Annotated in this window: 20 protein-coding genes; 6 read left to right on the forward strand and 14 right to left on the reverse strand. The window is 63.6% G+C overall.

The genetic code is table 11. The annotated features are described in order from the left end of the window. Window positions 1-35 precede the first annotated feature (35 nt). Window positions 36-1,370 (forward strand): metal-dependent hydrolase family protein, encoded by a 1,335-nt coding sequence (locus HUW43_RS01340; RefSeq protein ID WP_188235750.1) that lies wholly within the window; start codon window positions 36-38, stop codon window positions 1,368-1,370. Between the two features lie 120 nt (window positions 1,371-1,490). On the opposite strand, the gene HUW43_RS01345 is transcribed toward HUW43_RS01340, so the two are convergent. Both HUW43_RS01345 and HUW43_RS01350 read right to left on the reverse strand, forming a co-directional pair. Beyond that, window positions 1,491-2,276 carry a tyrosine-protein phosphatase gene (locus HUW43_RS01345; RefSeq protein WP_188235751.1) on the reverse strand — a complete coding sequence of 262 codons (786 nt, stop codon included), beginning with the start codon at window positions 2,274-2,276 and terminating at the stop codon, window positions 1,491-1,493. Then, window positions 2,273-3,076 carry a crotonase/enoyl-CoA hydratase family protein gene (locus tag HUW43_RS01350; protein WP_188235752.1) on the reverse strand — a complete coding sequence of 268 codons (804 nt, stop codon included), beginning with the start codon at window positions 3,074-3,076 and terminating at the stop codon, window positions 2,273-2,275. The genes HUW43_RS01345 and HUW43_RS01350 overlap by 4 nt, the downstream gene beginning before the upstream one ends. Window positions 3,077-3,127: 51 nt before the next feature. Between HUW43_RS01350 and HUW43_RS01355 the strand changes: the two genes are divergently transcribed. Continuing rightward, the gene (locus HUW43_RS01355) at window positions 3,128-4,267 is read left to right on the forward strand and encodes an acyl-CoA dehydrogenase family protein (RefSeq protein WP_188235753.1); all 1,140 of its coding nucleotides are present in this window, start codon (window positions 3,128-3,130) and stop codon (window positions 4,265-4,267) included. Continuing rightward, window positions 4,264-4,980: an acyl-CoA dehydrogenase family protein gene (locus tag HUW43_RS01360; RefSeq protein WP_188235754.1), complete on the forward strand. Its 717-nt coding sequence runs from the start codon at window positions 4,264-4,266 to the stop codon at window positions 4,978-4,980. Before HUW43_RS01355 ends, HUW43_RS01360 begins: the two co-directional genes overlap by 4 nt. Window positions 4,981-5,085: 105 nt before the next feature. On the opposite strand, the gene HUW43_RS01365 is transcribed toward HUW43_RS01360, so the two are convergent. After that, window positions 5,086-6,216, reverse strand: coding sequence for a CaiB/BaiF CoA transferase family protein (locus HUW43_RS01365; protein WP_188235755.1), 1,131 nt, complete (start codon window positions 6,214-6,216; stop codon window positions 5,086-5,088). Between the two features lie 193 nt (window positions 6,217-6,409). Here HUW43_RS01365 and HUW43_RS01370 point away from each other — a divergent pair, with 193 nt between their 5' ends. Further along, window positions 6,410-7,663: an alkaline phosphatase PhoX gene (locus HUW43_RS01370; protein ID WP_223181183.1), complete on the forward strand. Its 1,254-nt coding sequence runs from the start codon at window positions 6,410-6,412 to the stop codon at window positions 7,661-7,663. On the opposite strand, the gene HUW43_RS01375 is transcribed toward HUW43_RS01370, so the two are convergent. The 4 genes from HUW43_RS01375 to HUW43_RS01390 all read right to left on the reverse strand — a co-directional run bounded on the left by HUW43_RS01375 (window position 7,664) and on the right by HUW43_RS01390 (window position 12,153). After that, entirely contained in the window at window positions 7,664-8,911 is a 1,248-nt protein-coding gene (locus tag HUW43_RS01375; protein ID WP_188235756.1) for an acetyl-CoA C-acetyltransferase, read from the reverse strand. Between the two features lie 151 nt (window positions 8,912-9,062). Further along, window positions 9,063-9,845, reverse strand: a complete 783-nt coding sequence (locus tag HUW43_RS01380; protein ID WP_188235757.1) for an SDR family NAD(P)-dependent oxidoreductase — start codon at window positions 9,843-9,845, stop codon at window positions 9,063-9,065. An 11-nt stretch (window positions 9,846-9,856) separates the two neighbouring features. Further along, complete coding sequence (locus HUW43_RS01385) at window positions 9,857-11,062, reverse strand: acyl-CoA dehydrogenase family protein (protein ID WP_188235758.1); 1,206 nt, start codon at window positions 11,060-11,062, stop codon at window positions 9,857-9,859. Beyond that, window positions 11,059-12,153, reverse strand: coding sequence for an acyl-CoA dehydrogenase family protein (locus HUW43_RS01390; RefSeq protein WP_188235759.1), 1,095 nt, complete (start codon window positions 12,151-12,153; stop codon window positions 11,059-11,061). Before HUW43_RS01390 ends, HUW43_RS01385 begins: the two co-directional genes overlap by 4 nt. 423 nt (window positions 12,154-12,576) lie before the next feature. On the opposite strand from HUW43_RS01390, the gene HUW43_RS01395 reads away from it, so the two are divergent. Together HUW43_RS01395 and HUW43_RS01400 are read left to right on the forward strand one after the other, a co-directional pair. Next, complete coding sequence (locus HUW43_RS01395; RefSeq protein ID WP_188235760.1) at window positions 12,577-13,557, forward strand: NAD(P)H-dependent flavin oxidoreductase; 981 nt, start codon at window positions 12,577-12,579, stop codon at window positions 13,555-13,557. Window positions 13,558-13,670: 113 nt separating this feature from the next. Continuing rightward, window positions 13,671-14,771: a flavin reductase gene (locus tag HUW43_RS01400; RefSeq protein ID WP_188235761.1), complete on the forward strand. Its 1,101-nt coding sequence runs from the start codon at window positions 13,671-13,673 to the stop codon at window positions 14,769-14,771. Window positions 14,772-14,843: 72 nt separating this feature from the next. On the opposite strand, the gene HUW43_RS01405 is transcribed toward HUW43_RS01400, so the two are convergent. From HUW43_RS01405 to HUW43_RS01435, 7 genes are read right to left on the reverse strand one after another with little or no spacing between them, the layout of a single operon-like run. Continuing rightward, window positions 14,844-17,984, reverse strand: coding sequence for a type I restriction endonuclease subunit R (locus tag HUW43_RS01405; protein ID WP_188235762.1), 3,141 nt, complete (start codon window positions 17,982-17,984; stop codon window positions 14,844-14,846). Beyond that, window positions 17,984-18,721, reverse strand: a complete 738-nt coding sequence (locus HUW43_RS01410; RefSeq protein ID WP_188235763.1) for an abortive infection family protein — start codon at window positions 18,719-18,721, stop codon at window positions 17,984-17,986. The genes HUW43_RS01405 and HUW43_RS01410 overlap by 1 nt, the downstream gene beginning before the upstream one ends. After that, complete coding sequence (locus HUW43_RS01415) at window positions 18,718-19,224, reverse strand: DUF4411 family protein (RefSeq protein WP_188235764.1); 507 nt, start codon at window positions 19,222-19,224, stop codon at window positions 18,718-18,720. The genes HUW43_RS01410 and HUW43_RS01415 overlap by 4 nt, the downstream gene beginning before the upstream one ends. After that, window positions 19,221-20,378 carry a helix-turn-helix domain-containing protein gene (locus HUW43_RS01420; protein ID WP_188235765.1) on the reverse strand — a complete coding sequence of 386 codons (1,158 nt, stop codon included), beginning with the start codon at window positions 20,376-20,378 and terminating at the stop codon, window positions 19,221-19,223. The genes HUW43_RS01415 and HUW43_RS01420 overlap by 4 nt, the downstream gene beginning before the upstream one ends. Further along, a complete protein-coding gene (locus tag HUW43_RS01425) occupies window positions 20,375-21,691 on the reverse strand; it encodes a restriction endonuclease subunit S (protein WP_188235766.1) in 1,317 nt (438 codons plus the stop codon). Before HUW43_RS01425 ends, HUW43_RS01420 begins: the two co-directional genes overlap by 4 nt. Then, a complete protein-coding gene (locus tag HUW43_RS01430; protein WP_188235767.1) occupies window positions 21,684-23,504 on the reverse strand; it encodes a type I restriction-modification system subunit M in 1,821 nt (606 codons plus the stop codon). The genes HUW43_RS01425 and HUW43_RS01430 overlap by 8 nt, the downstream gene beginning before the upstream one ends. Beyond that, a complete protein-coding gene (locus HUW43_RS01435; protein WP_188235768.1) occupies window positions 23,497-23,664 on the reverse strand; it encodes a type II toxin-antitoxin system Phd/YefM family antitoxin in 168 nt (55 codons plus the stop codon). Before HUW43_RS01435 ends, HUW43_RS01430 begins: the two co-directional genes overlap by 8 nt. Between the last annotated feature and the right edge of the window lie 7 nt (window positions 23,665-23,671).

The raw sequence follows: 23,671 nt of genomic DNA on the forward strand, positions 1-23,671 counted from the left end.
CTAGGCAAAGGGCATCAGCAAGGGACGGCCGCGATATGCAATTGAGCGTGAAACTGCACAGTTTTCTGGGGATCATGGGAATTGCCAGCATCGCGCTTGTGGGCGCGGCGAGCACGGGCGCCGCGGCGCAGGAAGCGGTGTCGCAGACGGTCATCACCGCGGCGCGCTACGTCGATGTGCTGAGCGGGAAGGCCGTCGAGCATCCCGCAATCTTCGTCGGTGCCGACGGCCGCATCACCGGCATCGCTGATGCGCGCACCGTGCGCTGGGGCAGCGACGTCAAACATATCGACCTGGGCGGCAAGACGTTGCTCCCCGGCCTCATCGACATGCACGTTCACCTCGACGGCCCCGCCGACATCGGCGGTTATCGCGGGCTGGAGTTTACCGATAGCTTTTGGGGCATGACCGCGGTCAAGAACGCGAACGACATGCTGAACGCCGGTTTCACCACCGTGCGCAATGTCGGGTCGTCCGACCGCAACGACATCGGGCTGAAGCAGGCGATCGATTCGGGCTATGCCACCGGGCCGCGGATCGTGCCCGCGGGCTATGCGCTGGGTGCAACCGGCGGCCATTGCGACAGCACCTTTCTGCCGCCCAGCCTGGAGAAGAAGGACGGCAAGGAGGAAGGGATCGGGGATACGCCCGACGAGCTGCGTTACCAGGTGCGCCGCCAGCGCAAATATGGCGCCGAGGTCATCAAGGTGTGCGCGACCGGCGGCGTCTTTTCGCGCAACACCGAGCCGGGCCAGTTGCAGGTGCCCGAAAACGAGCTGCGCGCGATCGCCGATGAGGCGCACCAATGGGGGCTGCGCGTTGCGGCACACGCGCATGGCGCAGCGGGCATTCGCGCCGCGATCGCAGCGGGCATCGACACGATCGAACATGCCAGCCTGGTCGATGACGAGGGCATCCGCATGGCGGTTGCCCGCCGGCAGCCCGTGTGGTTCGCGATGGACATATACAACACCGAATATACGCAGGCCGAAGGCGCGAAGAATGGCGTGCTGGAGGATAATCTGCGCAAGGATCGCGAGATCGCGCAGATCCAGCGCGACAATTTCCGCAAGGCGCACCGAGCAGGGGTGCGGATGGTGTTCGCGTCGGACGCGGGAGTGATGCCGCACGGCGACGTCGGCAAACAGTTCCGCGTGATGGTCGAATATGGGATGACGCCGATGCAGGCGATTCAGGCCGCGACGAAGAACGCGGCCGAAGCGTTGGGGCGCGAAAAGGACGTCGGCGCGATTGCGGTGGGGCGCTATGCCGACATTGTTGCCGTTGATGGCGACCCGCTCGCGAATGTCCGCGAGTTGGAAAGCGTCGATGCCGTGGTGAAGGGCGGGGTGCTGGTCAAGGGGGAGTAACGCCGCCCTAACGACCGTTCGTGCGGAGCTTGGCGCAGCACCGTTCTTCGTCAAGCGACGCCAAGGGCAGGAGCGGCCCTTTGACAAGCTCAGGGCGGACGCTTTTTGTTTCGACCTCAGCTACACCACCAACCGGTCAAGCAAAGCCTCGCGCATCGCCGGCGTGAAGTTCAGCACGGCTTCGGCATAGCTCGGCACGTCGCCATGATCGCGGCGCACGGTGGCGAGTGCGGCGTCGAGATAGGCGGGGTTGACCGACATCAGCGCGCGGATCGCATCGTCGCGGATTTCGGCGCCATAGCGCGACCGGATATGCGCCGCGCCCTGTGCAATCCGCTCCTCTATCTTGCCTGCGGTGTTGGTGAGCAGATAATCGTGCATCAGATCGTCCTCATGCACGCCGAGCAGCCGGTGCACGATCGCGACCGCAAAGCCCGTGCGGTCCTTGCCCGCGACGCAGTGGACGAGGCTGGGCGCGTCATATTCGGCGAGCGCCGCAAGATAGAGCCGCAGCGTCGCGACGAGCGCGGGGCGATAGGGCATGGCGGCATAGGTGTCGATCATCCGCGCGCGCGCCGTTTCGACATCGATCGCCCCCCCCGCCGCCTGAAGGTGCGGTGCAAGGCCCGCCGTCACGCCGCCTGCAAAGAGCACCCGCGCCGAAAAATTGTCCGACCGGCGACACGGGTGCATCGCGCGTTCGTCGTCGCCGCGCAGGTCGATGACTGTTTCGATCCCCAACTGGTCGAGCATCGCCAGATCGTCGTCGGTCGCGGCTTCATGGTGCGCCGACCGCCACAACATCGCATCGCGCAGCCGTCCGCCGCCTTCGACCGCATAGCCGCCATAATCGCGGAAATTATGGATGCCGGACAAGGGCAGGACGCGCTCGGCGAGCATGGTCATTCTCCTGTGAACACGGGGGACCGCTTTTCGACGAACGCATTGATCGCCTCGCGGTTATCCGCGGTTTCGTGGACGATCGCCTGATAGGCCGCGCTCAGTTCCAAAATATCGCTCATCCGGCTGTGCTGCGCTTCACGCAGCAATCGCTTCGTCAGGCGCAACGCCCGCGGCGGGTTGCAGACGATCCGATCGGCAATGGCGATCGCGCGGTCCAGCAGCTCCGCATCGGGCACGACGTCGGTGACCAGACCATATTCCTTTGCCTGGGCCGCGTCAAAGCGGTCGCCGGTCAGGAACAGTTCGGCGGCGCGCGGGTAACCCAGCACCTTTTGGAGCAGCCAGGCGCCGCCGTCGCCGGGGACGATGCCGACCTTGATGAAGCTGCATGCGAACTTCGCGCTTTCGGCCGCAATGCGGATGTCGCAGGTGCAGGCAAGATCGCAACCAAGACCGATCGCGTGGCCGTTGACCGCGGCGATCATCGGCACCTCGCAATCCATCAGCGCGCGGATCACCGCCTGCACCCCCTTGCGGTAATTGGCGCGCGTCGAGTCGGGCTGGTCGAGCACGCCGATGCCGGTGCGGTCCTGCATCCCCTTCAGGTTGCCGCCGGCGCTGAACGCCTTGCCCCTGCCAGTCAGAATGATCGCGCTGACGCTGCGGTCGTCACCCAGTTCCCGCAGCGTGTCGATAATGTCCCGGCAATCCTCGTGCGTGCCGATCGCGTTCATGCTTTCGGGCTTGTTCATGGTCAGGATCGCGATCCTGCCCCGCCGCTCGACACTCAGAAACTCGCCCATCGCCAATTATCCTTTGCTGCTTCCGAAAAGCTATTGCATGGCTGGCGCGACATGCAAGGCTTTGCGCTCTATCCCTTCGATCCGCCCGGCGATGTGGCCGCGCTGCGCGGCGAACTGCGCGGCTGGCTGGCGGCGAACCAGCCGACGGGCGACATCGTTGCCCGCGCGAATTGCTGGGCGAGTTTCGATCCCGATTTCAGCCGCGCGCTGGGCGGGGCGGGCTATATCGGGATGACGCTGCCGTCGCGCTATGGCGGCGGCGACCGGCATCCGCTCGAACGCTATGTGGTGATCGAGGAACTGCTCGCGGCGGGCGCGCCGGTCGGGGCGCACTGGATCGCCGATCGCCAGACGGGGCCGCTGATCCTGCGCTATGGCAGCGAGGAGCAGCGGCAGCGCTATCTGCCGGGGATCGCGCGGGGCGAGCTTTATGCCTGCATCGGACTGTCCGAACCCGGCGCGGGGTCGGATCTGGCGGCGGTGCGAACGGCGGCGCGCGAGACCGCCGACGGCTGGCGGATCAACGGCCAGAAGATATGGACCACCGGCGCGCATCTGTCGCACATCATGCTGGCGCTGGTGCGCACCGAGGAGGGGAGCGAACGAAATGCGGGCCTGAGCCAGTTGCTGATCGACCTCGACACCCCCGGCATCACGATCCGCCCGATCATCGACATGGCGGGGCGCCATGATTTCAACGAGGTTTTTTTCGACGATGTGCTCGTCCCGCACGGCGCGCTTGTCGGGGAACGCGGGCAGGGGTGGAAACAGGTTACCGCCGAACTCGGCCTGGAACGGTCGGGACCGGAGCGTTACCTGTCGAGCCATGCCCTGCTCGTCGCGCTGATCGACGCGGCGGGGCCTGATCCCGCCCCGCCGGTGGCCGCGCTGATCGGGGAACTCAGCGCCGAGTTGTGGACGCTGCGCCAGCTGTCGATGTCGACCGCGGCCAAGCTGGCGGCGGGTGAGGATCCGATGGTCGAGGCGTCGGTGGTCAAGGAACTGGGCAATGCGTTCGAGCAGGACATGCCACGCCGGGTGCAGGCGATCGTCGATTGCCCGTGGGACGATGCAAGCGATCTTGGCCGGTTGCTCCGTGCCTTGCTGATCGCATCGCCCAGTTTTTCGCTGCGCGGCGGGACGCGCGAAGTGATCCGCGGGATCATCGCCCGCGGACTGGGCCTCAGATGAGCGCGGCGCGCGAAATGCTGTGCGACACCGCGCGGGCGGCGTTTGCCGAGGCGGCGACCGCGGGGATGACGCCGGTCGAGGAGGCTGGCTTTGCCCTGCTGCTGGTGCCGGAGGGCGAGGGCGGTTTCGGCGGCGATTGGGGCGACGTCAATGCCGTATTGCAGATCGCGGGGGCGATGGTGCCCGACCTGCCGATCGCCGCACGGATCGCCCCCGAAGGCTTGCAAGCCGCCGCGACGATCAGCCTGATGGCGGGCGCGATGGGAGCGGCGCTGGCGTTGTCGATCGAGCATGTGAACACGCGCCAGCAGTTCGGGCGACCGCTGGGCAAGTTTCAGGCGGTGCAGCAATCGCTTGCCGTCATGGCGTGCGAGGTGCGTGCGGTGGAGGCGGCGGCAGCGGCACTGGCGGCGCGGCTCGACGTTGTCGGGCGTGATCCCGTGGCCGCTGATTTCGAGATCGCGGCGGCCAAACTCCGTGCAAACCGGGCGGTCGGTGTCGTGACGTCGATCGCGCATCAGGTGCATGGCGCGATCGGCTTTACCCGCGAATATGCGCTGAACCGGGTGACCATCCCGCTGATGCGCTGGCGCGGGGAGCATGGCAACGACGCCCATTGGGCGGCGCGGCTGGGCCGGCAGGTGGCAGGGTTGGGCGGTCAGGGGTTATGGGCGGCCATGACGGAACGGTCGGACAAGAACCGGATGCTTTGATCGGGAAGCGCTGGGCTTTCGCACAGGCGGGAACCGATCACCCGTTCGCGCCATCGGGAGCCAGCGGACGATGGGGCCCCGCCTTCGCGGGGATGCCGCGGCCCTTTACTTTACCGCGCCGCTGTCGCGCAGCGCCGCGATCCGGCCCGCGTCATAACCAAGCGCCGCCAGCACCGCATCGCCATCGGCCCCAACCGCGGGAGCGGGGCGCGGCGTGTCGTTGACCGTGACCGAATAGCGCGGCGCCGGGGCAGGCTGGATTGCGCCGCCGATTTCCACGAAGGTCGCACGCGCGACATTGTGCGGATGCCGCGGCGCCTCGTCGAGCGAGAGGACGGGGGCGAAGCAGATGTCGGTCATCTCCATGATCGCGCACCATTGGTCGCGGGTTCTGGTCGCGAACAGCGCGGTGAGCTTGTCCTTGAGCAGTCCCCATTTCGACGGATCGAGTTGGGCGTCGAAATCGGGGTCGGCGTCGAGGCCGGTCTTTTCGCGGAGCAGGGCATAAAATTGCGGCTCGATCGACCCGATCGAGATGAACTTGCCATCTGCGCACACATAGGTGTCGTAGAAATGGGCGCCGCCATCGAGCATGTTGACCCCGGCCTCGTCCTTCAGCCGCCCCATCGCCTTGAAGCCCCATGTCATGCCCGCGAGCAGCGCCGACCCGTCGGTCATCGCGCAGTCGATCACCTGTCCCTCGCCCGTCCGCGCCGCGTGGAGCAGCGCGCTGGTCATGCCGAACGCCAGCATCATGCCGCCACCGCCGAAATCGCCGACATAATTGACCGGCGGCACAGGCTTTTCGCCCGCGCGCCCTATGCCGTGGAGGACACCCGACAGCGCGATATAGTTGATGTCGTGCCCGGCGGCCTGCGAATAGGGACCATATTGACCCCAGCCGGTCATGCGGCCGTAAACGAGCCGGGGATTGTCGGCGAGCAGCACGTCGGGACCAAGGCCAAGGCGCTCCATCACGCCGGGGCGATAGCCTTCGATGATCGCATCGGCACCGCGGCACAGATCGCGCGCGACCTGCACCGCATCGGGGTTCTTCATGTCGAGCGCGATCGAGGTGCGGTTCCGCGACAGCGGGTCGCGCGGGTCGAGAAAGCCGCCGGGCCGGTCGATGCGGATCAATTCGGCGCCATGGTCGGCGAGCATCATCGCGCAGAAGGGGCCGGGGCCGATCCCGGCGAACTCGATGATCTTGATGCCGCTCAACGGACCCGTCATATCCAACTCCTCTTGTTCCCATTTTCCCGGTGCGCCTCGCGCGTTTGCCCCGGCCTTGTCATATTTGCGCCCTAGGGCACACCAAATCAAAAATCTGCAAGGACGCCGCCATGCTCGATCGCCGCAGTTTTGCACTTGCCGCTCTCGCCTTCGGGGGCTGGCGATCCAGTCGCGCGCGACCGAGAAAGGGCTGATGCCGACGGCGCCGGGCTATGGCCCGTTGCAGCCCGATCCCGCCGGGCTGATCGACCTGCCGCCGGGCTTTTCCTATCGCGTCATTTCCTCGCTGGGCGAGGCGATGAGCGATGGGCATCGCGTTCCCGACCGCGCCGACGGCATGGGCTGTTTCCAGCTGGACGGCGGCCGGATTGCGCTGGTGCGCAATCACGAACTTCAGCCGCGACACGGCAAGGATGGGCCGTTCGGCAAGGATGCGACGCTGCCCGCGGAAGCCTTCGACAGCCGCGCGGGCGCGGCGCTGCCGGGCGGAACGACAACGCTGCTGCTCGATCCCGACAGCCTGGTCGTGGAGAAACAATATCTGAGCCTGGTCGGCACGATCCGCAACTGCGCGGGCGGCATCACGCCGTGGAACAGCTGGCTGACGTGCGAGGAAAGCGTCGATGGCCCCGATCAGGGTGTCGGGCAGCCGCACGGCTGGATTTTCGACGTGCCCGCCGATGCCGGAAAGCTGGTGAAGGCCGAGCCGCTCAAAGCCATGGGGCGCTTCGTCCGCGAAGCAGCGGCGGTCGATCCGCGCACGGGCATCGTCTATATGACCGAGGACCGCGACGACAGCCTCTTCTATCGCTTCATCCCCGACGTGCCGGGATCGCTCCAGCGCGGCGGCCGCTTGCAGGCGCTGGCCTTTCACGACGAGTCGATCCGCGACAGCCGCAACTGGGGCGAACGCCGCATCGCTCCGGGAAGCTGGCTTTTCGTGCGCTGGATCGACCTTGACGACCCCGAAAGCCCCGCCGACGACCTGCGGCATCGCGGCGCCAGACAGGGCGCGGCGATCTTCGCACGCGGCGAGGGCATCCATTGGGGCGCCGACGAGCTTTATTTCACCTGCACGTCGGGCGGCGCCGCGAAAGAGGGGCAGATCATGCGCTACCGGCCCTCGCGGCACGAGGGGGCGGACCGCGAACGCACGGTTCCCGGCCGAATGCAGCTGTTCCTCGAATCGACCGATCCTGCCCATTACAGCTTTGGCGACAATCTGACGGTCGCGCCCAACGGCCATCTGATCGTGTGCGAGGACCAGTATCTCGATACGGTCGACAATCATCTGCGCGGCGTCACTCCCTTTGGCGAAGTCTATCCCTTTGCCCGGATCCGGGTTCAGACCGAACCGGCGGGCGTCTGTTTTTCGCCCGACGGCAAGACGATGTTCGTCAATCTTTACAGTCCGACCAAAACGCTCGCGATCCGCGGTCCCTTTTGATCAGACCCGCTCGATGATGATCGCGGGCGCCATGCCGCCCGCGGCGCACATGGTAACGAGGCCATAGCGGCCGCCCGATCGTTCGAGTTCGTCGAGCGCGGTGCCGATCAGGATCGATCCCGTCGCGCCGATCGGGTGGCCAAGCGCCATGGCGCCGCCGTTGATGTTCACCTTGTCGCGGTCAAGGTCGAGGTCGCGGATGAACTTTTCGGCAACGACCGCGAAGGCCTCGTTGATTTCCCAGACGTCGATATCGTCCTTGGTCAGCCCCGCCTTTTCGAGCACCTTCCTTGCCGCGGGGACCGGCGCATTGAGCATCAGGGTCGGATCGTCGCCGATGTTGGCATAGGCGACGACGCGGGCGCGCGGCTTCAGGCCGTGCTTGTCGGCATAGTCCTTCGAGGTGATGAGCAGCGCCGCAGCGCCGTCGACCACGCCCGACGAGTTGCCGGCATGGTGAAAATGCTGGATTTCAAGGTCGGGATAGCGGCGGTTGATCTGCTGCCGGAAGGTGAAGCCGCCCATGTCGAAATCGGCAAGCGCGGCAAAGCTGGGTTTCAGCGCCGCCAGGCCCTCGGCGGTGGTTTCGGGACGCGGAAACTCCTCATGGTCGAGCGCGACGCTGCCGTCGGGGTTGAGCACCGCGACGAGCGATCTGGCAAAGCGGCCTTCCTTGATCGCGCGGTCGGCGCGCTGCTGGCTGACGAGCGCAAGCGCGTCGAGATCCTCGCGGCTGATCCCCTCGATCGTCGCGATTGCGTCGCCGCAGACGCCCTGATGCGATTGCGGATGCAGTTCATCAAGTGCCTGGTGGCCCGATCCCATCAGGCGGGGTGGCAGGCCCGCGTTCGCCTGTTCGGCGGCGAAGGCGCTGGTATAGCTCATCATCTCGGTGCCGCCCGCGATGACGCAATCTTCCATGCCCGACATGACCGTTGCGGCCGCAAAGTTCACCGAACTGATGCCGCCGCCGCAAAAACGGTCGAGCGTCGTGCCGCTGGCCTTGACGTCATAGCCCGCCGACAGCGCCGCCATGCGGCCGAGATCGCCGCCCTGCTTGCCATTCTGCGACGAAGTGGACCAGACGATGTCGTCGACCGTCGCGGTGTCGAGATGGTTGCGGTCGCGGATGGCGGCAAGCACCGTCGCGGCAAGATGTTGCGGGTGCAGGTGCGACAGCGCGCCCTTGCCGGGCTTGCCGATCCCGCGCGGGGTGCGGACGGCGTCGATGATATAGGCTTCGGGCATAAAGAGTCCTTTCAGCGGGAAATAATGGTTTGATAGGCAAGCTCGCTGCTGCCCCCTTCATGTCGGGCGAATCGGGACAGCACGACGGCGGGCAGGGCCGATGGGCGTCTCGACTTCGCTCGACACGACGGGGGAAGGGATTCGCCATGGTTCAACGCGGGGCCATGCGGATCGCGCCGTCGAGGCGGACGGCCTGGCCGTTGAAATAGGTGTTGCGGACCATTTCCATCGCCAGGCTGGCATATTCTTCGGCCTTGCCGAGCCGCTTGGGGAAGGGGACCGAGGCTTCGAGGCTTTCCTTCACCTTCGGGTTCATGTTGTTGAGAAGGGGCGTCGCGAATACGCCCGGCATGATCGCATTGACACGAATGCCAAGGTCCATGAGGTCGCGCGCCATCGGCAGGACGAGGCCGTTGACCCCCGCCTTTGCCGAACCATAGATGACCTGGCCGATCTGACCGTCCTGCGCCGCAACCGAAGCGGTGAGGATGATTGCGCCACGCTCGCCGTCCTCCATTTCGGGCAAGCTGGCCATGCCTTCGGCGGCGATCGACGCGACCCGATAGCTCGCGGTCAATATCCCCTCGACGCCGAAGGCGTAATCTTCGGTTGGCGTCCTGCGATAACCTCCCGTTTCCTTGTCATAGGCGAGCGTCTTGCCGCGGCGCGACGTCATTGCGCAGTGGACGCAGATGCGCTCCTGCCCATGCGCGGCGCGCGCGCTGGCATAGCCATCGAGCACCGATTGTTCGTCGGTGATGTCGACATGCACGAACAGCCCGCCGATCGACGCCGCGACTTCCTCGCCGAGCGCATCGTTGATGTCGAAGATGGCGACCTTGACGCCCGATGCGGCGAGCGCCTCGGCGGTCGCGCGGCCGAGGCCCGAAGCGCCGCCGGTGACAACGGCAGCCAGGGTGGAGTCGATTTTCATGGAAAGCCTCCTCAGGCGGGGATCTGGTTGAAGGGAATGCCCTTGTCGGGGCGGTGATCCTGCGGCAGGCCGAGGATGCGTTCGGCAATGGTGTTGAGCAACGTTTCGTCCGACCCGCCCGCGATGCGGCCCGTTGGCGCGTTGATCCAGCTCGACGCCCAGTCATCCTTGGGCGAGGCATGTTCGTCGAACGCGAAGGCGCCCGTGCCTTTGAGGTCAAGCGCAAGTTCCGAAAGTTTCTGGCGTGAGCGCACCGCGATGAGCTTGTTCAGCGAGCCTTCGGGGCCGGGAGTCATCCCTGCCTGCATCATCAGCCGTGCACGCATGTTGATGGAATCGAGCCCCGCGCGCATCGCATGGTTGCGCGCGATCTGCTGACGGATACGGCCATCCTCGATCGCGGGACGGCCGTTGAGTTTCACCTCTTTCGCCAGTTCGACGAACAGGTCGAGGTGCGGGCCGAAACCGGCGCTGTCGGTCGCGACATAGCGCTCGATCATCAGCGTCGTCATGGCGACGGCAAAGCCGCCGCCGACCGGCGACATGCGGTGATCGTCGCCGATCTTCACATCGTCGAAGAAAACTTCGTTGACGTGGCTGTCGCCGCCCGCAAGCCTGATCGGGCGCACGGTGACGCCCGGCGCCTTCATGTCGACCCAGAAATAGGTCAGCCCCTTGTGCTTGGGGACCGTCGGGTCCGTTCGCACGACGATGACGCCATAATCGCTATATTGCGCCCAACTGGTCCAGACCTTTTGGCCGTTGATCTTCCACCCGTTGCCGTCGGGCTCGGCGCGCGTGCGCAGGCCCGCAAGGTCGGTGCCGCCCGACGGTTCGGAAAAGAGCTGGCACCAGATTTCCTCGCCCTTGAGCGCCTTGACGACGCGTTCCTTGACGAACGCGCGATCCGACCCGAACTGCATCAGCACGGGCACCGGCATCCCCAGCGATATGCCGAAATAGACGTTGGGAAAGCCGTGCTTCATTTCCTCGGCTTCAAAGCTGATCTTCTCGATATGGCCAAGCCCCTGGCCGCCATATTCGGTTGGCCAGTTGATCCCCGCAAAGCCGGCGTCAAACTTGGCTCGCTGATAGCGGCGGCCGAGCGCGAGATCCTCCTCGACGCTCAGCCCCTTGCGGGCTGCCTTTCCGAACTCGGCCACCATCGATTCACACCAGGCCGTAGCCCTGGCGCGCCAGGCTTCCAGATCGGTCATGCGCTTACTCCTGCAAGGCGGTCGACCAGCACATCTTCCCAGAAGAAGCTGCTGCCTTGTTCGAGCGCGAGCGTTCGCGCGCGGCGCATGTGGAGGTGCAAGCCGATTTCCCACGTAACGCCGATGCCGCCATGGATCTGGACGCAGTCGCGCGCGGCGGTGTCATAGGCTTCCGTTGCCGAAAGGCGCGCCGCGGCGGCGGCGGTGATGAAATCATCCTTGCCCTCGCGCGCGGCGGCGTGGATCGCATTGGCACGCGCGAGTTCGACAAGGCCGTAAAGTTCGGCAATCCGGTGCTTGATCGACTGGAATGCGCCGATCGGCTGGCCGAACGCCTTGCGCGTCACGGCATAATCGCGCGCGATTTCCATCAGGGCCTCGGCGCCGCCGGTCTGTTCGTGCGCGGTCACCACCGCCTGCAGCGCAAGGATGTGGAGCGCCGCCGCGAACGCCGCATCGGCGGTGACGAGCGCTTCCGCGGACGCGTCGGCAAACAGGAGGTCGGCGATGCAGCGGCTGTTGTCGAAGCTGTCGACGGCCCTGCGTTCCACCCCCGCAAGGTCGACGACCAGCAGCGCGGGCGTCCCCCCGTCTTGCGCGAGAATGATCGCGACGTCCGCGAACAGTCCGCCCGATACACCCGGAACCGTTCCTGTGACCTGACCGGCCCGCCATGTCACCGAAGGTTTGGCGGGCAAGGCGTCCGGCCCCGAAGCAAAGGCGATGGCGCCGATGGTCTGGCCGCTTGCAAGGCCTGGAAGCCAGCGTGCCTTCTGATCTTCGCTGCCGTAAAGTTCGATCGCCTTGGCCGCACCGAAACTCGATGTCAGAAAGGGCGCGCCGCTCAGCGTCCGCCCCGCCTGATGCGCGATCAGCCCAAGTTCGACGAGGCCAAGCGCGAGACCGCCGAAGGCTTCGGGAAGCGCAAGCGCAGTCCAGCCCTGTTCCTTCGCCATGGTCCAGAAACCCGCATGATATTGCCCACGAGCGTCGAGCAGCGGCAGCAGATCGTCCTTGCTTACCCTGGCTTCGAGCGCCCGCCGCGATTCGGTTGCGATCGCCTGTTGTCCTTCGTCGTACAAGATCGACATCGGCCCGTTTCCTCTACCCCAAAATCGTTCCGCCATCATTCCGACGTTAACGTAAACGTCAAGTGCTTTGCTGCGCGCCCGGAGCAAGGGTCAACTGGCGTCCGCGTCAGGTGGCCATGGCCGTCCGCTCGACTTTGATCCTTTTGCACGGCCCCATTTGTCAATTTTGGTCGACGCGTCGCGATCGCCGCGGCGTGGCGCTCCTTATCCTTTCTCACAAGGCATGACTGGTTCGCGGACGAGGGCTTCGACCACAGCGGCGATCGGCAGCGCATGATCCGATATGTCCCTTGCGTTCCGTCATGCCGATTCCCTTCGCTTCCTAACCATTATGGCAGTCAACCCGACGTTGACGTAAGCGTCAAGTTATTTCATGGGTCGCCGGGCGATGCCATGCGGGCAGGGTGAGCGAGGAGGGATATTATGGCTTTCAAGACGCGCATTACCGAAATGCTGGGCATCGAACATCCGATCGTTCAGGGCGGGATGCAGAGCGTGGGCTATGCCGAACTGGCCAGCGCGGTGTCGAATGCGGGCGGCCTCGGCATATTGACCGCGCTGACGCAACCCACGCCAGAGGCTCTGCGCGCCGAGATCGAGCGCTGCCGCGCGATGACGGACAAGCCGTTTGGCGTGAACATGACCGTTTTCCCGACGATCAACGCGCCCGACTACAAGGCTTATGCTCAGGCGATTATCGACGGCGGGGTCAAGATCGTCGAAACCGCCGGCACGCAGGCGGTGCGCGAGATCTGGGAGATGCTGAAACCGCACGGGATCACCATCCTCCACAAATGCACCGCGGTCCGCCACGCCCTGTCGGCCGAGCGCGCGGGCTGCGACATCATTTCGATCGACGGATTTGAATGTGCAGGGCATCCCGGCGAGGACGATATTCCCGGCCTGATTCTGATCCCCGCCGCCGCCGACAAGGTGAGGATTCCCTTGCTGGCGTCGGGCGGTTTCGGCGACGGTCGCGGGCTGATCGCGGCGCTGTCGCTGGGGGCCGAGGGGATCAACATGGGGACGCGCTTCTGCGCGACGAAGGAAGCGCCGATCCACGACAATGTGAAGCAGGCCTATATCGACAATGACGAGCGCGGAAGTTTTCTGATCTTTCGCAGCCTCAAAAACACCGCGCGCGTTGGCAAGAGCGCGGTGAGCGAAGAAGTGGTGCGCCGCCTTGCGGTTCCCGGCGCCACCTTCGCCGACGTTGCCGAGTTGGTGAACGGCAAGGCAGGCCGCGAACTGCTCGAAACGGGCGACCTCAGCAAGGGTGTCTTTTGGGCCGGCATGGTCCAGGGGCTGATCCACGACATCCCGACCTGCAAAGAGCTGATCGATCGGATCATCGCCGAAGCCGACGCGATCGTCGACAAGCGCCTGGCGGCGATGCGCGCGTGATGCGCCTGCGCGCTGGCGCACTCCGTTGGCTTTCGATATGATCCGATTCCTGACAGTCTGATTGCATCGAAGCCTGCCGACATCACGGTCCGTCGGCGCCGCAAGGGGGATATTTGAGCCTTATTCAGTATAAGGGTTTCGGGGGTGTCAGCCTGTCCGCCGACATGCTGGGCGACGAAAATGATCCCGCGGTGCTGCTGGTGCCCGACATTGGCCAGCGCCGCGCGATGTGGCGCGATGTCGGCGACGCGCTGGTGCTGTCGGGCCGCCGTGTCGTCAATCTCGACCTGCGCGAGGATGCCGGACCGGAAGAGAGTCGGTCGCTTGCGCCGCATGTCGAGGATCTGCGCGCCGTGCTGGCGCAAATGGGGTCGCGCCCCGTCGTCGTCGCGGGCGGGCGCGGCGGGTGGATCGCGGCGCGCGCGCTGGGGCTTGACGGTGCGCATCTGGCGGCGGGCCTCGTCCTCGTCGACGTGCCGGTGGATCAGCAGGGACCGATGGACGACGTCGCGGCACGGCTTGCGCTGCCGACGCTGGTGGTGCGCGGCGGGCTTGCGCCCGTCAATGATGATATCATTCCCAATGCCTTCGATGCCGCGCTGCCGCTCGGCGAGACGGCGCATATCGACGATTGCGACCTCGCGCTTGCCTCTGATCGCAAGGAGGCATTGCTCGGCCAGCTTCTCGAGTTTCTGGAACGCCGCCAGCCCCGCGAGGCCATGGAGTTCAAGGCCGGGTCGGACCCGCGTACATTGCGCGATGCGATGGGCTGTTTCGCGACGGGCATCACCATCGTCACCGCGCTGGGTGCCGACGGTGCGCCGGTCGGATTGACGGCGAACAGCTTTACTTCGGTCTCGCTCGACCCGCCGCTTCTGTTGGTCTGTATCGCCAATTCGGCTGGAACCGCACCGACGCTTCGGGCCGCCAGGCATTTCGGAGTCAATGTCCTCCAGATCGGTCAGCAGCCGACGTCGAACCGCTTTGCGACGAAGGGCGAGGATCGTTTTGCGAACCAGCCCTGGGCGCCGGGGCAGACAGGCGTGCCGCTGCTCGATGGCTCGCTCGTGTCCTTCGAATGCCAGCACGAATCGCTGCACGAAGCTGGCGACCATTTCATCCTGGTCGGCCGCGTCGTGCGCGCGCAGTTTGAACCGCACCGCGACCCGCTGCTCTATTTCCGCGGCAAGTACCGACGGCTGCACTTTGCGTGATTGGCGGTGGACAAGAGCCTGCGGACGAACTCGCTCTGAATGTCTCTGAGTCACAAGGCAAAACCCGTAAATTCAATGCATCCAGTTGGCAGAGAGTGTTTCCGCTTGCCGAAGTACTGTCTGCACGGCAGCGTCCTGAAGGTCAGGCGGATATCCATGCTTGCGCAAGATCCGCTTCACCAGCACACGCATGCGTGCACGGGCACTTTCACGGTGTGACCAATCCACCGTAACGCTGCCTTTTAGGCTGACGAGAAGCTCGTGCGCGATCACCTTGAGGGAGTCATTGCCCATCAGCTCGACAGCGCTTTCGTTCTCAGCAAGCGCGTCATAGAAGGCGATCTCGTCTTGTGACAGGCCTTCATCTTCGCCTCGACGTTGGGCGGCGCGCACCTCTTTCGCGAGTTCGATCAGTTCCTGCAGTACTTCGACCGTGCTGATGGCATTTGTGTGATAGCGAGCAATGGCGGCTTCGAGGCGCTCGGAAAAGCGCTTCGTTTCAACCACGTTCGTCTTGCTGCGTGAGCGAATTTCATCGTTCAGAAGCTTACGAAGTGCCTCAAGGGCCAGGTTCTTTTTCTCGAGCTGTTGAATTTCCGCGAGGAATTCATCCGAAAGGATCGAGATATCCGGCGTTGTGATCCCTGCGGCCGCGAGAATATCCACGATCCCGGTTGAAACGACCGCACGATCCAGGATTTGCTGAATGGCGAATTCCCTATCAGCAGTGCTCCCACCGCCGCCGTCCAAGGATTTTACCAGCGCAGCCCGAACCGTCTGGAAGAAACCGACTTCATCCCGGATTTCGCGGGCCTCGTCAGTAGCGGAAGCCAAGGCGAAAGCCTTGGACAGCGCAAGCACGGCATCCTGATAGCGTCGATTTTCCTGGCGCTTCGCGTCTTCGCTCGATTCTTTCGCTGCGGCTTCTTGCTGGCGGGCAAGGATCCATTCGATGGCCTCGACGAGCACGACTAGGCGCTCATGGGGCGTACCAGCCAAACCGTGCTCATAGTCGAAGCCGTGGAACATCGCCTTCACGACTTCGTACTTCTCAAGGAGAATGGCGACCGCTTCGGACTCGTCGATCCCGACCTGGCGCTGGTCTGACCCCGAATACTGACCCAGGGCATTCTTTAGGTTCTGAGCGATACCGATGTAGTCAACGACGAGGCCGGCAGGCTTATCACGGAAAACGCGGTTCACCCGGGCGATCGCCTGCATGAGGCCGTGCCCCTTCATTGGCTTGTCGATATACATGGTATGCATCGAAGGCGCGTCGAAGCCCGTCAACCACATGTCTCGGACGATGACGAGCTTTAGAGGATCCTTCGGGTCTTTCGCGCGCTTCGCCAGGAGATCGCGCCGCGCCTTGGTCCCGATGTGTGGCTGCCAATCCTGAGGATCCGATGCAGAGCCGGTCATGACGATCTTGACGAGACCCGAGGCGTCATCATCGCTGTGCCAATCAGGCCGAAGCGCGATGATTTGGTTATAGAGCGCAACGCAGATTCGACGGCTCATGCAGACCGCCATGGCCTTGCCGTCCATTGCGGCGACGCGGTCCTCGAAGTGTTGCACAAGATCAGCCGCCACCATCGCAAGCCGTTTCTCGGAGCCCACCAGGGCCTCAACAGTGGCCCATTTCCGCTTGATTTTCTCCTGTTCAGTGGTCGCTTCGTCTTCGGTCAGCTCCTCGATTTCGGCATCGATCTTTGGCTTCTCGTCTTCGGGAAGCTCTATGCGTGCAAGGCGGCTCTCGTAGTAGATCGGGACCGTTGCACCGTCCTCTACCGCCCGGCTGATGTCGTAAACGTCGATGTATTCGCCAAACACGGCCGGCGTATTCACGTCGTCCTTCTCGATGGGCGTTCCAGTGAACCCGATGAAGGAGGCGTTCGGTAGTGCGTCACGCAGATATTTTGCAAAACCGTATGCAATTTCGCCGGTCTTTTGTTCAATCCGCGCCTTAAAGCCATACTGGCTGCGATGCGCTTCGTCGGCAATGACGACGATGTTGCGGCGGTCTGACAGCATTGGATAGCTTGCCTCACCCGCCGGAGGTGAGAACTTCTGGATGGTCGTGAAGATGACGCCGCCAGCGGCCCGGCTCAGCGCAGATTGCAGGTCCTCCCGGCTTTCAGCCTGAACAGGCGTCTGTCTGATCAGATCCCGGCACATGGAGAAGGTCGCGAAGAGCTGATCGTCCAGGTCATTGCGGTCGGTAATGACGACAATAGTCGGGTTCTCAAGCTCAGGGCGCCGCACCAGCTGTCCGGCATAAAAGGCCATCAGCAGGCTCTTACCCGATCCCTGGGTGTGCCAGATCACGCCCACCTTCCTGTCGCCCTCAGGGGAAGATGCCTCGACGGTTTTCTCCACAGCGTGCCGCACGGCGTGGAACTGGTGATAGCCCGCGATGATCTTTGCGAGGCCCGACCCCGTCTCCCCGAAGACGGTGAAATCGTGCAGCAAATCGAGGAGACGACGCCGCTTGAAGATGCCCTCGATCAGCACGCCGAGTTCGGGCTGCCCTTTGGCTGCGATGATTTTGCCGTCCGTCGTGCGCCAGGGCATGAAGCGCTCCTGATCGGCGGTCAGCGAACCCACGCGCGCGGTGATGCCATCCGAAGTGACGAGGACAGCGTTCGTTCGAAAGAGCGAGGGGATTTGCGCCTTGTAGGTCTGTAGCTGATTGAACGCCCCGGCAAGCGTCGCGTTCTCTCCGCCAGGGGCCTTGAGCTCGATCACGCCGAGAGGCAGGCCATTGACGAACACCACGACATCCGGTCGTCGGTTGATGCTGCCTTCGATGACCGTGAACTGGCTGGTCGCCAGCCAGTCGTTCCTGTCTTGGTCGGTAAAATCGATCAGATGGACCTTGTCGCCGCGGATCGTGCCATCGTCACTGTAGAATTCGACATCGACGCCCTCGACCATCAATTTGTGCAGACGCCGGTTTTCTTCCACAAGTGACGGCTTCTCGGTCGCCAGAACCTTGCGCACGGCATCGGCGCGGGCTTCTGCAGGAATGGCGGGATTGAGCCGGTCGATGGCTGCTGTCAGGCGTTTGATCAACACCACATCAGCATAGGCTTCGCGTTCCGGAGCCTTGCCATCCGGTCCGATGTCGGCATCGGTGGCTATCGAGTAACCAAGCGTGGCAAGCTGATCGAGCACGACCTGTTCAACGGCGGCTTCGGAAAGATAGGCCATCAGGCAACCTCCGCATCTTGAGGCGCAGAGGCCTTGGCCTCACGACATGCATTGAGCACGAGTTTGTAGGCCTCCCGATCCACACCGAACAGCAGACGCGAGGGCTCGATTGCCAGCGGCAACTCTTCGCCGCCGGGAAGGCTGACGATCACCTGGAGAAAGCCCTCGTCATCGGTTTCCCCCCGAAGCGAAGCCAGTTCATCGATGATCGCATTAGACGCTTCGAACCGCTCATAGGGTTCAAGGGTTCGCACCGGGTCTGGCTCACGCTCCAGATAGGCCTCGTGCAGAAATGTGATGATCGCATCTGCCGCCAAAATGGCCGAGCGGCGATGATGAGCGGACAGCTTGGCGATGAAGCCGTCCTTGCCATGGCTCACTGTTCCGGCCTCGTTTCGCAAGACCCGCAGCGTTTCTGTAAGCTTGTTGTGCTGCTTGATGAGGTCTGCAAAGGCACGGTGGCGGATTGCGCCAAGATCGAGCAGACGCGTGGCCACGCCGACGAGGTGGCCTAGTGGCGTATCGGCTGCTTCCGGCTTGAGGGGCGCCAGCGGATCATCGAGCTCTTCAATCAAGACACGGCAGGCGCATTCGACAAGGCCCTTGGCAGCATCGATGCAGGCGTCGTTCTCGTCGGCAAACTCCCGCTCCAGCGTCGCGAAGGTCTGCTGGAGCATCGGCGCATGCTTCCAGTGCGTGCAGAAGGCGCGAATGCCGGGATACCAGTCTGCGCTCATGCGGCCCTCGGCGCTGGCCCAAGTACGAACCGGGCGCGTTCCCGCCGGAGCATTTCATAGGGGCTGATGCAGGTCAGGCCCAGCCCGATGCAGGCATTGGGAATCTTGATCTTGCGCGTTGAATCCGAAGGCACCTCGTGCGTGACGACGACAAATTCATGGGCCAGCGCGTGCGCGACCAGCCAGTAGTCGGCCACCTGCAGAAAGGTAGCGATTGCTGCCGCCTCGTAGTTCTGGCCCGTTGCCCAGGCGCTGACGCGCCCAAGGGCCGGGACGACGGGATCATCCGGCGGCAGGAAGAATTCACGCCCGCGTGCGGTGGCCCAGTCGGACAGATCGTCGCCTCCGGACTGCAATTCATCCCCGACCTTGTCGATGCTGGCGACGCGGCCGGCGCCGTTCTCATTGATCAGCCATTCCCAGAACGCCGGGCAGAAATCAAAGCCGTAATGCAGGTTCTTCGCCTGAATGAAAATGTTCGTGTCGAGAAGGTAACGGGTCATCCCATGGCCCCCACTTCCCGCCCGATGTTGTGGAACGTCTCCGTCTTCTTGACGCCCAGCATCCGGAAGGCATCGCGGTAGAGGGTCTGTCCTTCCAGCGTGCTTTCGACAAGTGCCCGGGCAAAACGGCGACTGACGCGCGAAAGTGTGGTGCGATAGAAATCCCCGCCGCCCGCTCCAGCCCGGACGAGTTCACGCAGACGCGCGCGTTCTGCCGCCCATGCGCGGTCAAAGCCCGGGCGGTCGAGCGCGTCCGCATCCAGAAGGCGGCGCAAGATGACCAGCGTGCTGACCTTGAACTGCCGTGCCAGGCGCTGCATCGCCTCATCCAGCGGCTCGCCCTGTTGGATCGCGGGTCGCAGGGCATCGAGCGGCACGAGGAGCTCGGCCGCCACCGCATTGCACCAGACTTCCTCACGGGCATAGCCATTGAGTGGCGCGGCGCTGGCATCCGACACTGCCGAGGAGCCGAGCCAGAGATGCGCCATCTCGTGCGCCAGCGTGAACATCTGGCCGGATTTCGTGTCCGCCCCGTTGATGAACACCAGAGGCGCCCGACTGTCAGCCAGCGCGAACCCGCGGAACTCCTCCGGGTCAAGGGCACGGCGGTTGTTCGACAGGACAACGCCGCTCACCATCACCAGGACGCCTGCCGCATCGGCCTGTGCGATGAACAGCCGCAGTGCCTCCTCCCAGGTGCGGCAGGCGGCGCGATCGGCCACATCGAAGCCGAGCGTTTCGGCCATGCGCGCCGCCACGTCCTGCGGTGGGTCATCCAGACTGGCGCTGCCCACAAAGCCCGCCTCGGGCATGCGCACCACAGCCGCAAAGTCTCGATACCAGCCCTGCCGCTCCTGGCAGGCGAAGATCATGTCCAGGAGATCTGGGCTGGCGCGCCGCACGCCGCGCCCGTCATGCGTGCGGAAATCGGGGATCGGGAGCGGCTCTTGCGGCGGCTCGGGCAGGAACAGATAGCCGATGGGCACATGCACGGCCTGCGCGAAGGCCTCCAGCTGCTTGAGCGTGGGCTGCGTCTCGCCGGTTTCCCATTCGGCCAGCTTCGGGAAGCGGCCCATCAGGTCGGCCGCGTCATGAATGCCAGCCCGCTCCCGCGCCCAGCGAATGAGTTCAGGACGGACAGGCGCTCGGGTCATGTGGCCTCCCCGACGAGCTTTTCGGCGTCTCTGACGCGAATTTCGCCGGACATGAGCTTGGGCAGGAGGAGGTCGCGGGTGGCGGCGAGGGTGCGGGACTCGTGAATGTTAGCAACAATGCGCTCAAGCATCGGCTCAATGCACTCATTGAAGGATTTAAGGACCGCCTGGTTTGGAATGCATAGCGAGTAACGCTCCATCCGGCCCCAACTGGTGCGAGGCATCTTTGTCCCATCCGACGTTCTGTCGGTGAAAGCGACGAACTCATCTTGCGATATACAAGCCAGCACAAATGCAGCTGCTTCCCGCTTGCGAGAGTTGAGAACGACGATGTCGGTAGAACAGATCCCATCGACCGGTGCTATGCCCACTTTGTGGAAGTAGGGCCTGAGCTTCCCAAACAGAAAATCACCCTTGCGGAAAGCGAGCTTTCCACTCGATACCTTATCGGCACCGTCCCAATCAGAAAGAGCAATCGACTTGCGCGGCATATGCTCAAGTCCGATGTAAGGTGTGCCTGGATCAAGCGCTTCGGGCTTAACCGACTCACCTACCTGCTGCGCGACGTCACCCAGAGTTCCAAGACGCCACCCCTCCGGCTTGCCTTCGTCATCGAGGCGGTCGGGGAAGAGGACCCAGATGTCCGGCGCGAGGTAAGGCGCGCGGGCGACATTGTGCTTCTGCGGGTCTTCGCCCCGCATGGCCATCTTGGCGCGGGTCGGGCCGAAATCGACGAACCAGTCCTTGAAGATCGCCCGCGCCATCGCCTCCAGCGTCTCATTCATCTGCCTAATCAGGTCAATCTTTTCCTGAAGCGGGCCAATGATTTGAACGATTTTCGATTGTTCTTTCTCATTCGGAACAGCAACGCGCATTCGCTTGAGGTCTTGGATCGTTACATGCCCAAGCCCTGTGGTTTGCTTGTTTCTGGCAATCTCTGCAAAGCGCGGCCTCAGCCACTTGAGGAGAAAAAACAGGAAGGGATCAGACAGACCTTCACCAGCGGTAACCTTAAAAATGTGCTGATTAAGCCATCCATCTTCACCCTCCCATCGAAAAACGTCGATCGAGGTGTCGGGATTACCCGACCAAGAAAATAGCATGTCCCCGGCTTTGACAAAGACAGACCGATCATAATCGGCCATCGTTCGTGCAGTCTGAGGCGATACTCCGTTTTTTAATTCTGCGATCTTGATCACGGGTCGCCCATGATCAGAAAAATCTATATTTTTGAAGGCAAGGCCGTTTTTCCAGTGCGCAAGATCGAACACACTGGAGACATTCCAATCGTGCGGGCCAACAAGCTCATACATTGGCAGAAATCCAGCCAAGCTTCTGACGAATAATCGTGTTGAGGTCATCAGAGCGCGAAAACTGCGCGTCAAGTTTGCTGCTGAGAAGCGAGATGCGTTCAGCGAAGGGCATCTCGTCCTCGTCAGCTTCGGCCGCGCCGACATAGCGTCCCGGCGTCAGCACATAGCCGTGGCTCTTGATGTCCTCCAGCGTTGCCGACTTGCAAAAGCCGGGCACGTCCTCGTAGGCGCCTGCATCGCCTTCCCCGCGCCAGGCATGATAGGCGCGGGTGATCTTTGCGATGTCGGCGTCGGAGAACTCCTTGCGCGTGCGGTCCACCATGTGGCCAAGCTTGCGCGCATCGATGAACAGCACCTCGCCCCGCCGGTCGCGCAGTTTCGCATCGCGGGCAATGCCGTTCGACTTGTCGCGGGCGAGGAACCACAGGCAGACGGGAATCTGGGTCGAATAGAAGAGCTGGCCTGGCAGCGCGACCATGCAATCAACGACGCCGGGCGCGTCGTTCACGCCCTCGATCAACGCGCGGCGGATTTCCCCTTCGCCGTTCTGCGTGGACGACATCGAGCCATTGGCCAGCACCACGCCGGCCACGCCGGAAGGCGAGAGGTGATGCACGATGTGCTGCACCCAGGCGAAGTTGGCGTTGCCGGCCGGCGGGATGCCGTATTTCCAGCGCACGTCCTCGCGCAGGCGATCGCCGCCCCAGTCGGAAATGTTGAAGGGCGGATTGGCGAGGATGAAATCGGCCTTCAGATCGCGCAGTTCGTCCTTGTGGAAGCTGCCCTCGCTGTTCCACTTGATGTCCGCATCGATGCCGCGCACGGCAAGGTTCATCTTGCACAGCCGCCAGGTGGTGTAGTTCGACTCCTGACCATAAACGGCGATGTCGCCGATGCGCCCGCCATGCTCTTCCACGAAGCGTTCGGATTGCACGAACATGCCGCCAGAACCGCAGCAGGGATCGTAAACCCGGCCCTTGAAGGGTTCGATCATCTCGACCATGACCCGCACGACCGAACGTGGCGTGTAGAATTCCCCGCCGCGTTTTCCCTCAGAGCCAGCAAACTGGCCGAGGAAATATTCATAGACACGGCCCAGCACATCGCGCGCCGCGCCGCGCTCGCGCCCCAGCGTGATGCCGGAAATCAGGTCAATAAGCTCGCCCAGCATCACCGCGTTGAGCGCGGGCCGGGCATAGTCCTTCGGCAGCACGCCCTTCAGGTTCTCGTTGTCCTTCTCGATGGCGATCATCGCCTCGTCGATCAGCTTCCCGATCGACGGCTGCTTGGCGTTGGCCTGCAGGTGAGACCAGCGCGCCGTGGGCGGCACCCAGAAGACGTTGTCGGCCGCGTATTCGTCGCGGTCCTCGGGGTCGGCGCCCGGTTCTGCCTGCAGCTCGGCGCGCTTTGCCTCGAAGCTGTCGGAGATGTGCTTGAGGAAGATCAGGCCCAGCACGACATGCTTGTAGTCCGACGGCTCCATGTTGCCCCGCAGCTTGTCGGCTGCCTTGAACAGTTCCGCCTCGAAGCCGAGATCACCGCCCTTGCCGTTGCCCTTGGCGCGGGCGGGCCGGTCACGGGCAGAGGCCGGTGCAGCCTTGACCGCCTGCGCTTGTGCGGCATCGGCAAGCGAAACGGAACCGCCGCGACCACGGCCCGGCACGAGACGCCCTTGCGCAATCAGCGCATCTTTCACGGCATCATAGGCCTGCTCGTCCCATCCCAACGCTTCACGCAGGCGGCCATTACCTGCCGAGCCGCCAAGCTCGGTCAACACCGCCACGAACCTGTCCTCTTGCGCCTGATCAACCATTCTTGCCTGCCTTCGCGTTTTTCAGTCGCTCATACTCTTCCACAGCCAGCACGACGACGACAGCCCGACCATGCTTCTCGACAGTAACAGGCTCAGCCCGTGCTATGTCGATGAGTTTGCCGAAGTGATACTTCGCCTCTTTGGCAGAGATTGTTTGCATGGTTTGA

Origin of the sequence: Sphingopyxis sp. LK2115, from assembly GCF_014595975.1 — a bacterium.
In the GTDB taxonomy this organism is placed as follows: domain Bacteria; phylum Pseudomonadota; class Alphaproteobacteria; order Sphingomonadales; family Sphingomonadaceae; genus Sphingopyxis.

Coding starts and splice junctions, on each gene's coding strand:
- HUW43_RS01420 (WP_188235765.1), bottom strand. CDS start 20,378: ATGACCCGAGCGCCTGTCCGTCCTGAACTCATTCGCTGGGCGCGGGAG.
- HUW43_RS01380 (WP_188235757.1), bottom strand. CDS start 9,845: ATGAAAATCGACTCCACCCTGGCTGCCGTTGTCACCGGCGGCGCTTCG.
- HUW43_RS01405 (WP_188235762.1), bottom strand. CDS start 17,984: ATGGCCTATCTTTCCGAAGCCGCCGTTGAACAGGTCGTGCTCGATCAG.
- HUW43_RS01385 (WP_188235758.1), bottom strand. CDS start 11,062: ATGACCGATCTGGAAGCCTGGCGCGCCAGGGCTACGGCCTGGTGTGAA.
- HUW43_RS01345 (WP_188235751.1), bottom strand. CDS start 2,276: ATGACCATGCTCGCCGAGCGCGTCCTGCCCTTGTCCGGCATCCATAAT.
- HUW43_RS01410 (WP_188235763.1), bottom strand. CDS start 18,721: ATGAGCGCAGACTGGTATCCCGGCATTCGCGCCTTCTGCACGCACTGG.
- HUW43_RS01355 (WP_188235753.1), top strand. CDS start 3,128: ATGCAAGGCTTTGCGCTCTATCCCTTCGATCCGCCCGGCGATGTGGCC.
- HUW43_RS01430 (WP_188235767.1), bottom strand. CDS start 23,504: ATGGTTGATCAGGCGCAAGAGGACAGGTTCGTGGCGGTGTTGACCGAG.
- HUW43_RS01370 (WP_223181183.1), top strand. CDS start 6,410: ATGCCGACGGCGCCGGGCTATGGCCCGTTGCAGCCCGATCCCGCCGGG.
- HUW43_RS01425 (WP_188235766.1), bottom strand. CDS start 21,691: ATGTATGAGCTTGTTGGCCCGCACGATTGGAATGTCTCCAGTGTGTTC.
- HUW43_RS01375 (WP_188235756.1), bottom strand. CDS start 8,911: ATGCCCGAAGCCTATATCATCGACGCCGTCCGCACCCCGCGCGGGATC.
- HUW43_RS01365 (WP_188235755.1), bottom strand. CDS start 6,216: ATGACGGGTCCGTTGAGCGGCATCAAGATCATCGAGTTCGCCGGGATC.
- HUW43_RS01390 (WP_188235759.1), bottom strand. CDS start 12,153: ATGTCGATCTTGTACGACGAAGGACAACAGGCGATCGCAACCGAATCG.
- HUW43_RS01360 (WP_188235754.1), top strand. CDS start 4,264: ATGAGCGCGGCGCGCGAAATGCTGTGCGACACCGCGCGGGCGGCGTTT.
- HUW43_RS01415 (WP_188235764.1), bottom strand. CDS start 19,224: ATGACCCGTTACCTTCTCGACACGAACATTTTCATTCAGGCGAAGAAC.
- HUW43_RS01340 (WP_188235750.1), top strand. CDS start 36: ATGCAATTGAGCGTGAAACTGCACAGTTTTCTGGGGATCATGGGAATT.
- HUW43_RS01435 (WP_188235768.1), bottom strand. CDS start 23,664: ATGCAAACAATCTCTGCCAAAGAGGCGAAGTATCACTTCGGCAAACTC.
- HUW43_RS01350 (WP_188235752.1), bottom strand. CDS start 3,076: ATGGGCGAGTTTCTGAGTGTCGAGCGGCGGGGCAGGATCGCGATCCTG.
- HUW43_RS01395 (WP_188235760.1), top strand. CDS start 12,577: ATGGCTTTCAAGACGCGCATTACCGAAATGCTGGGCATCGAACATCCG.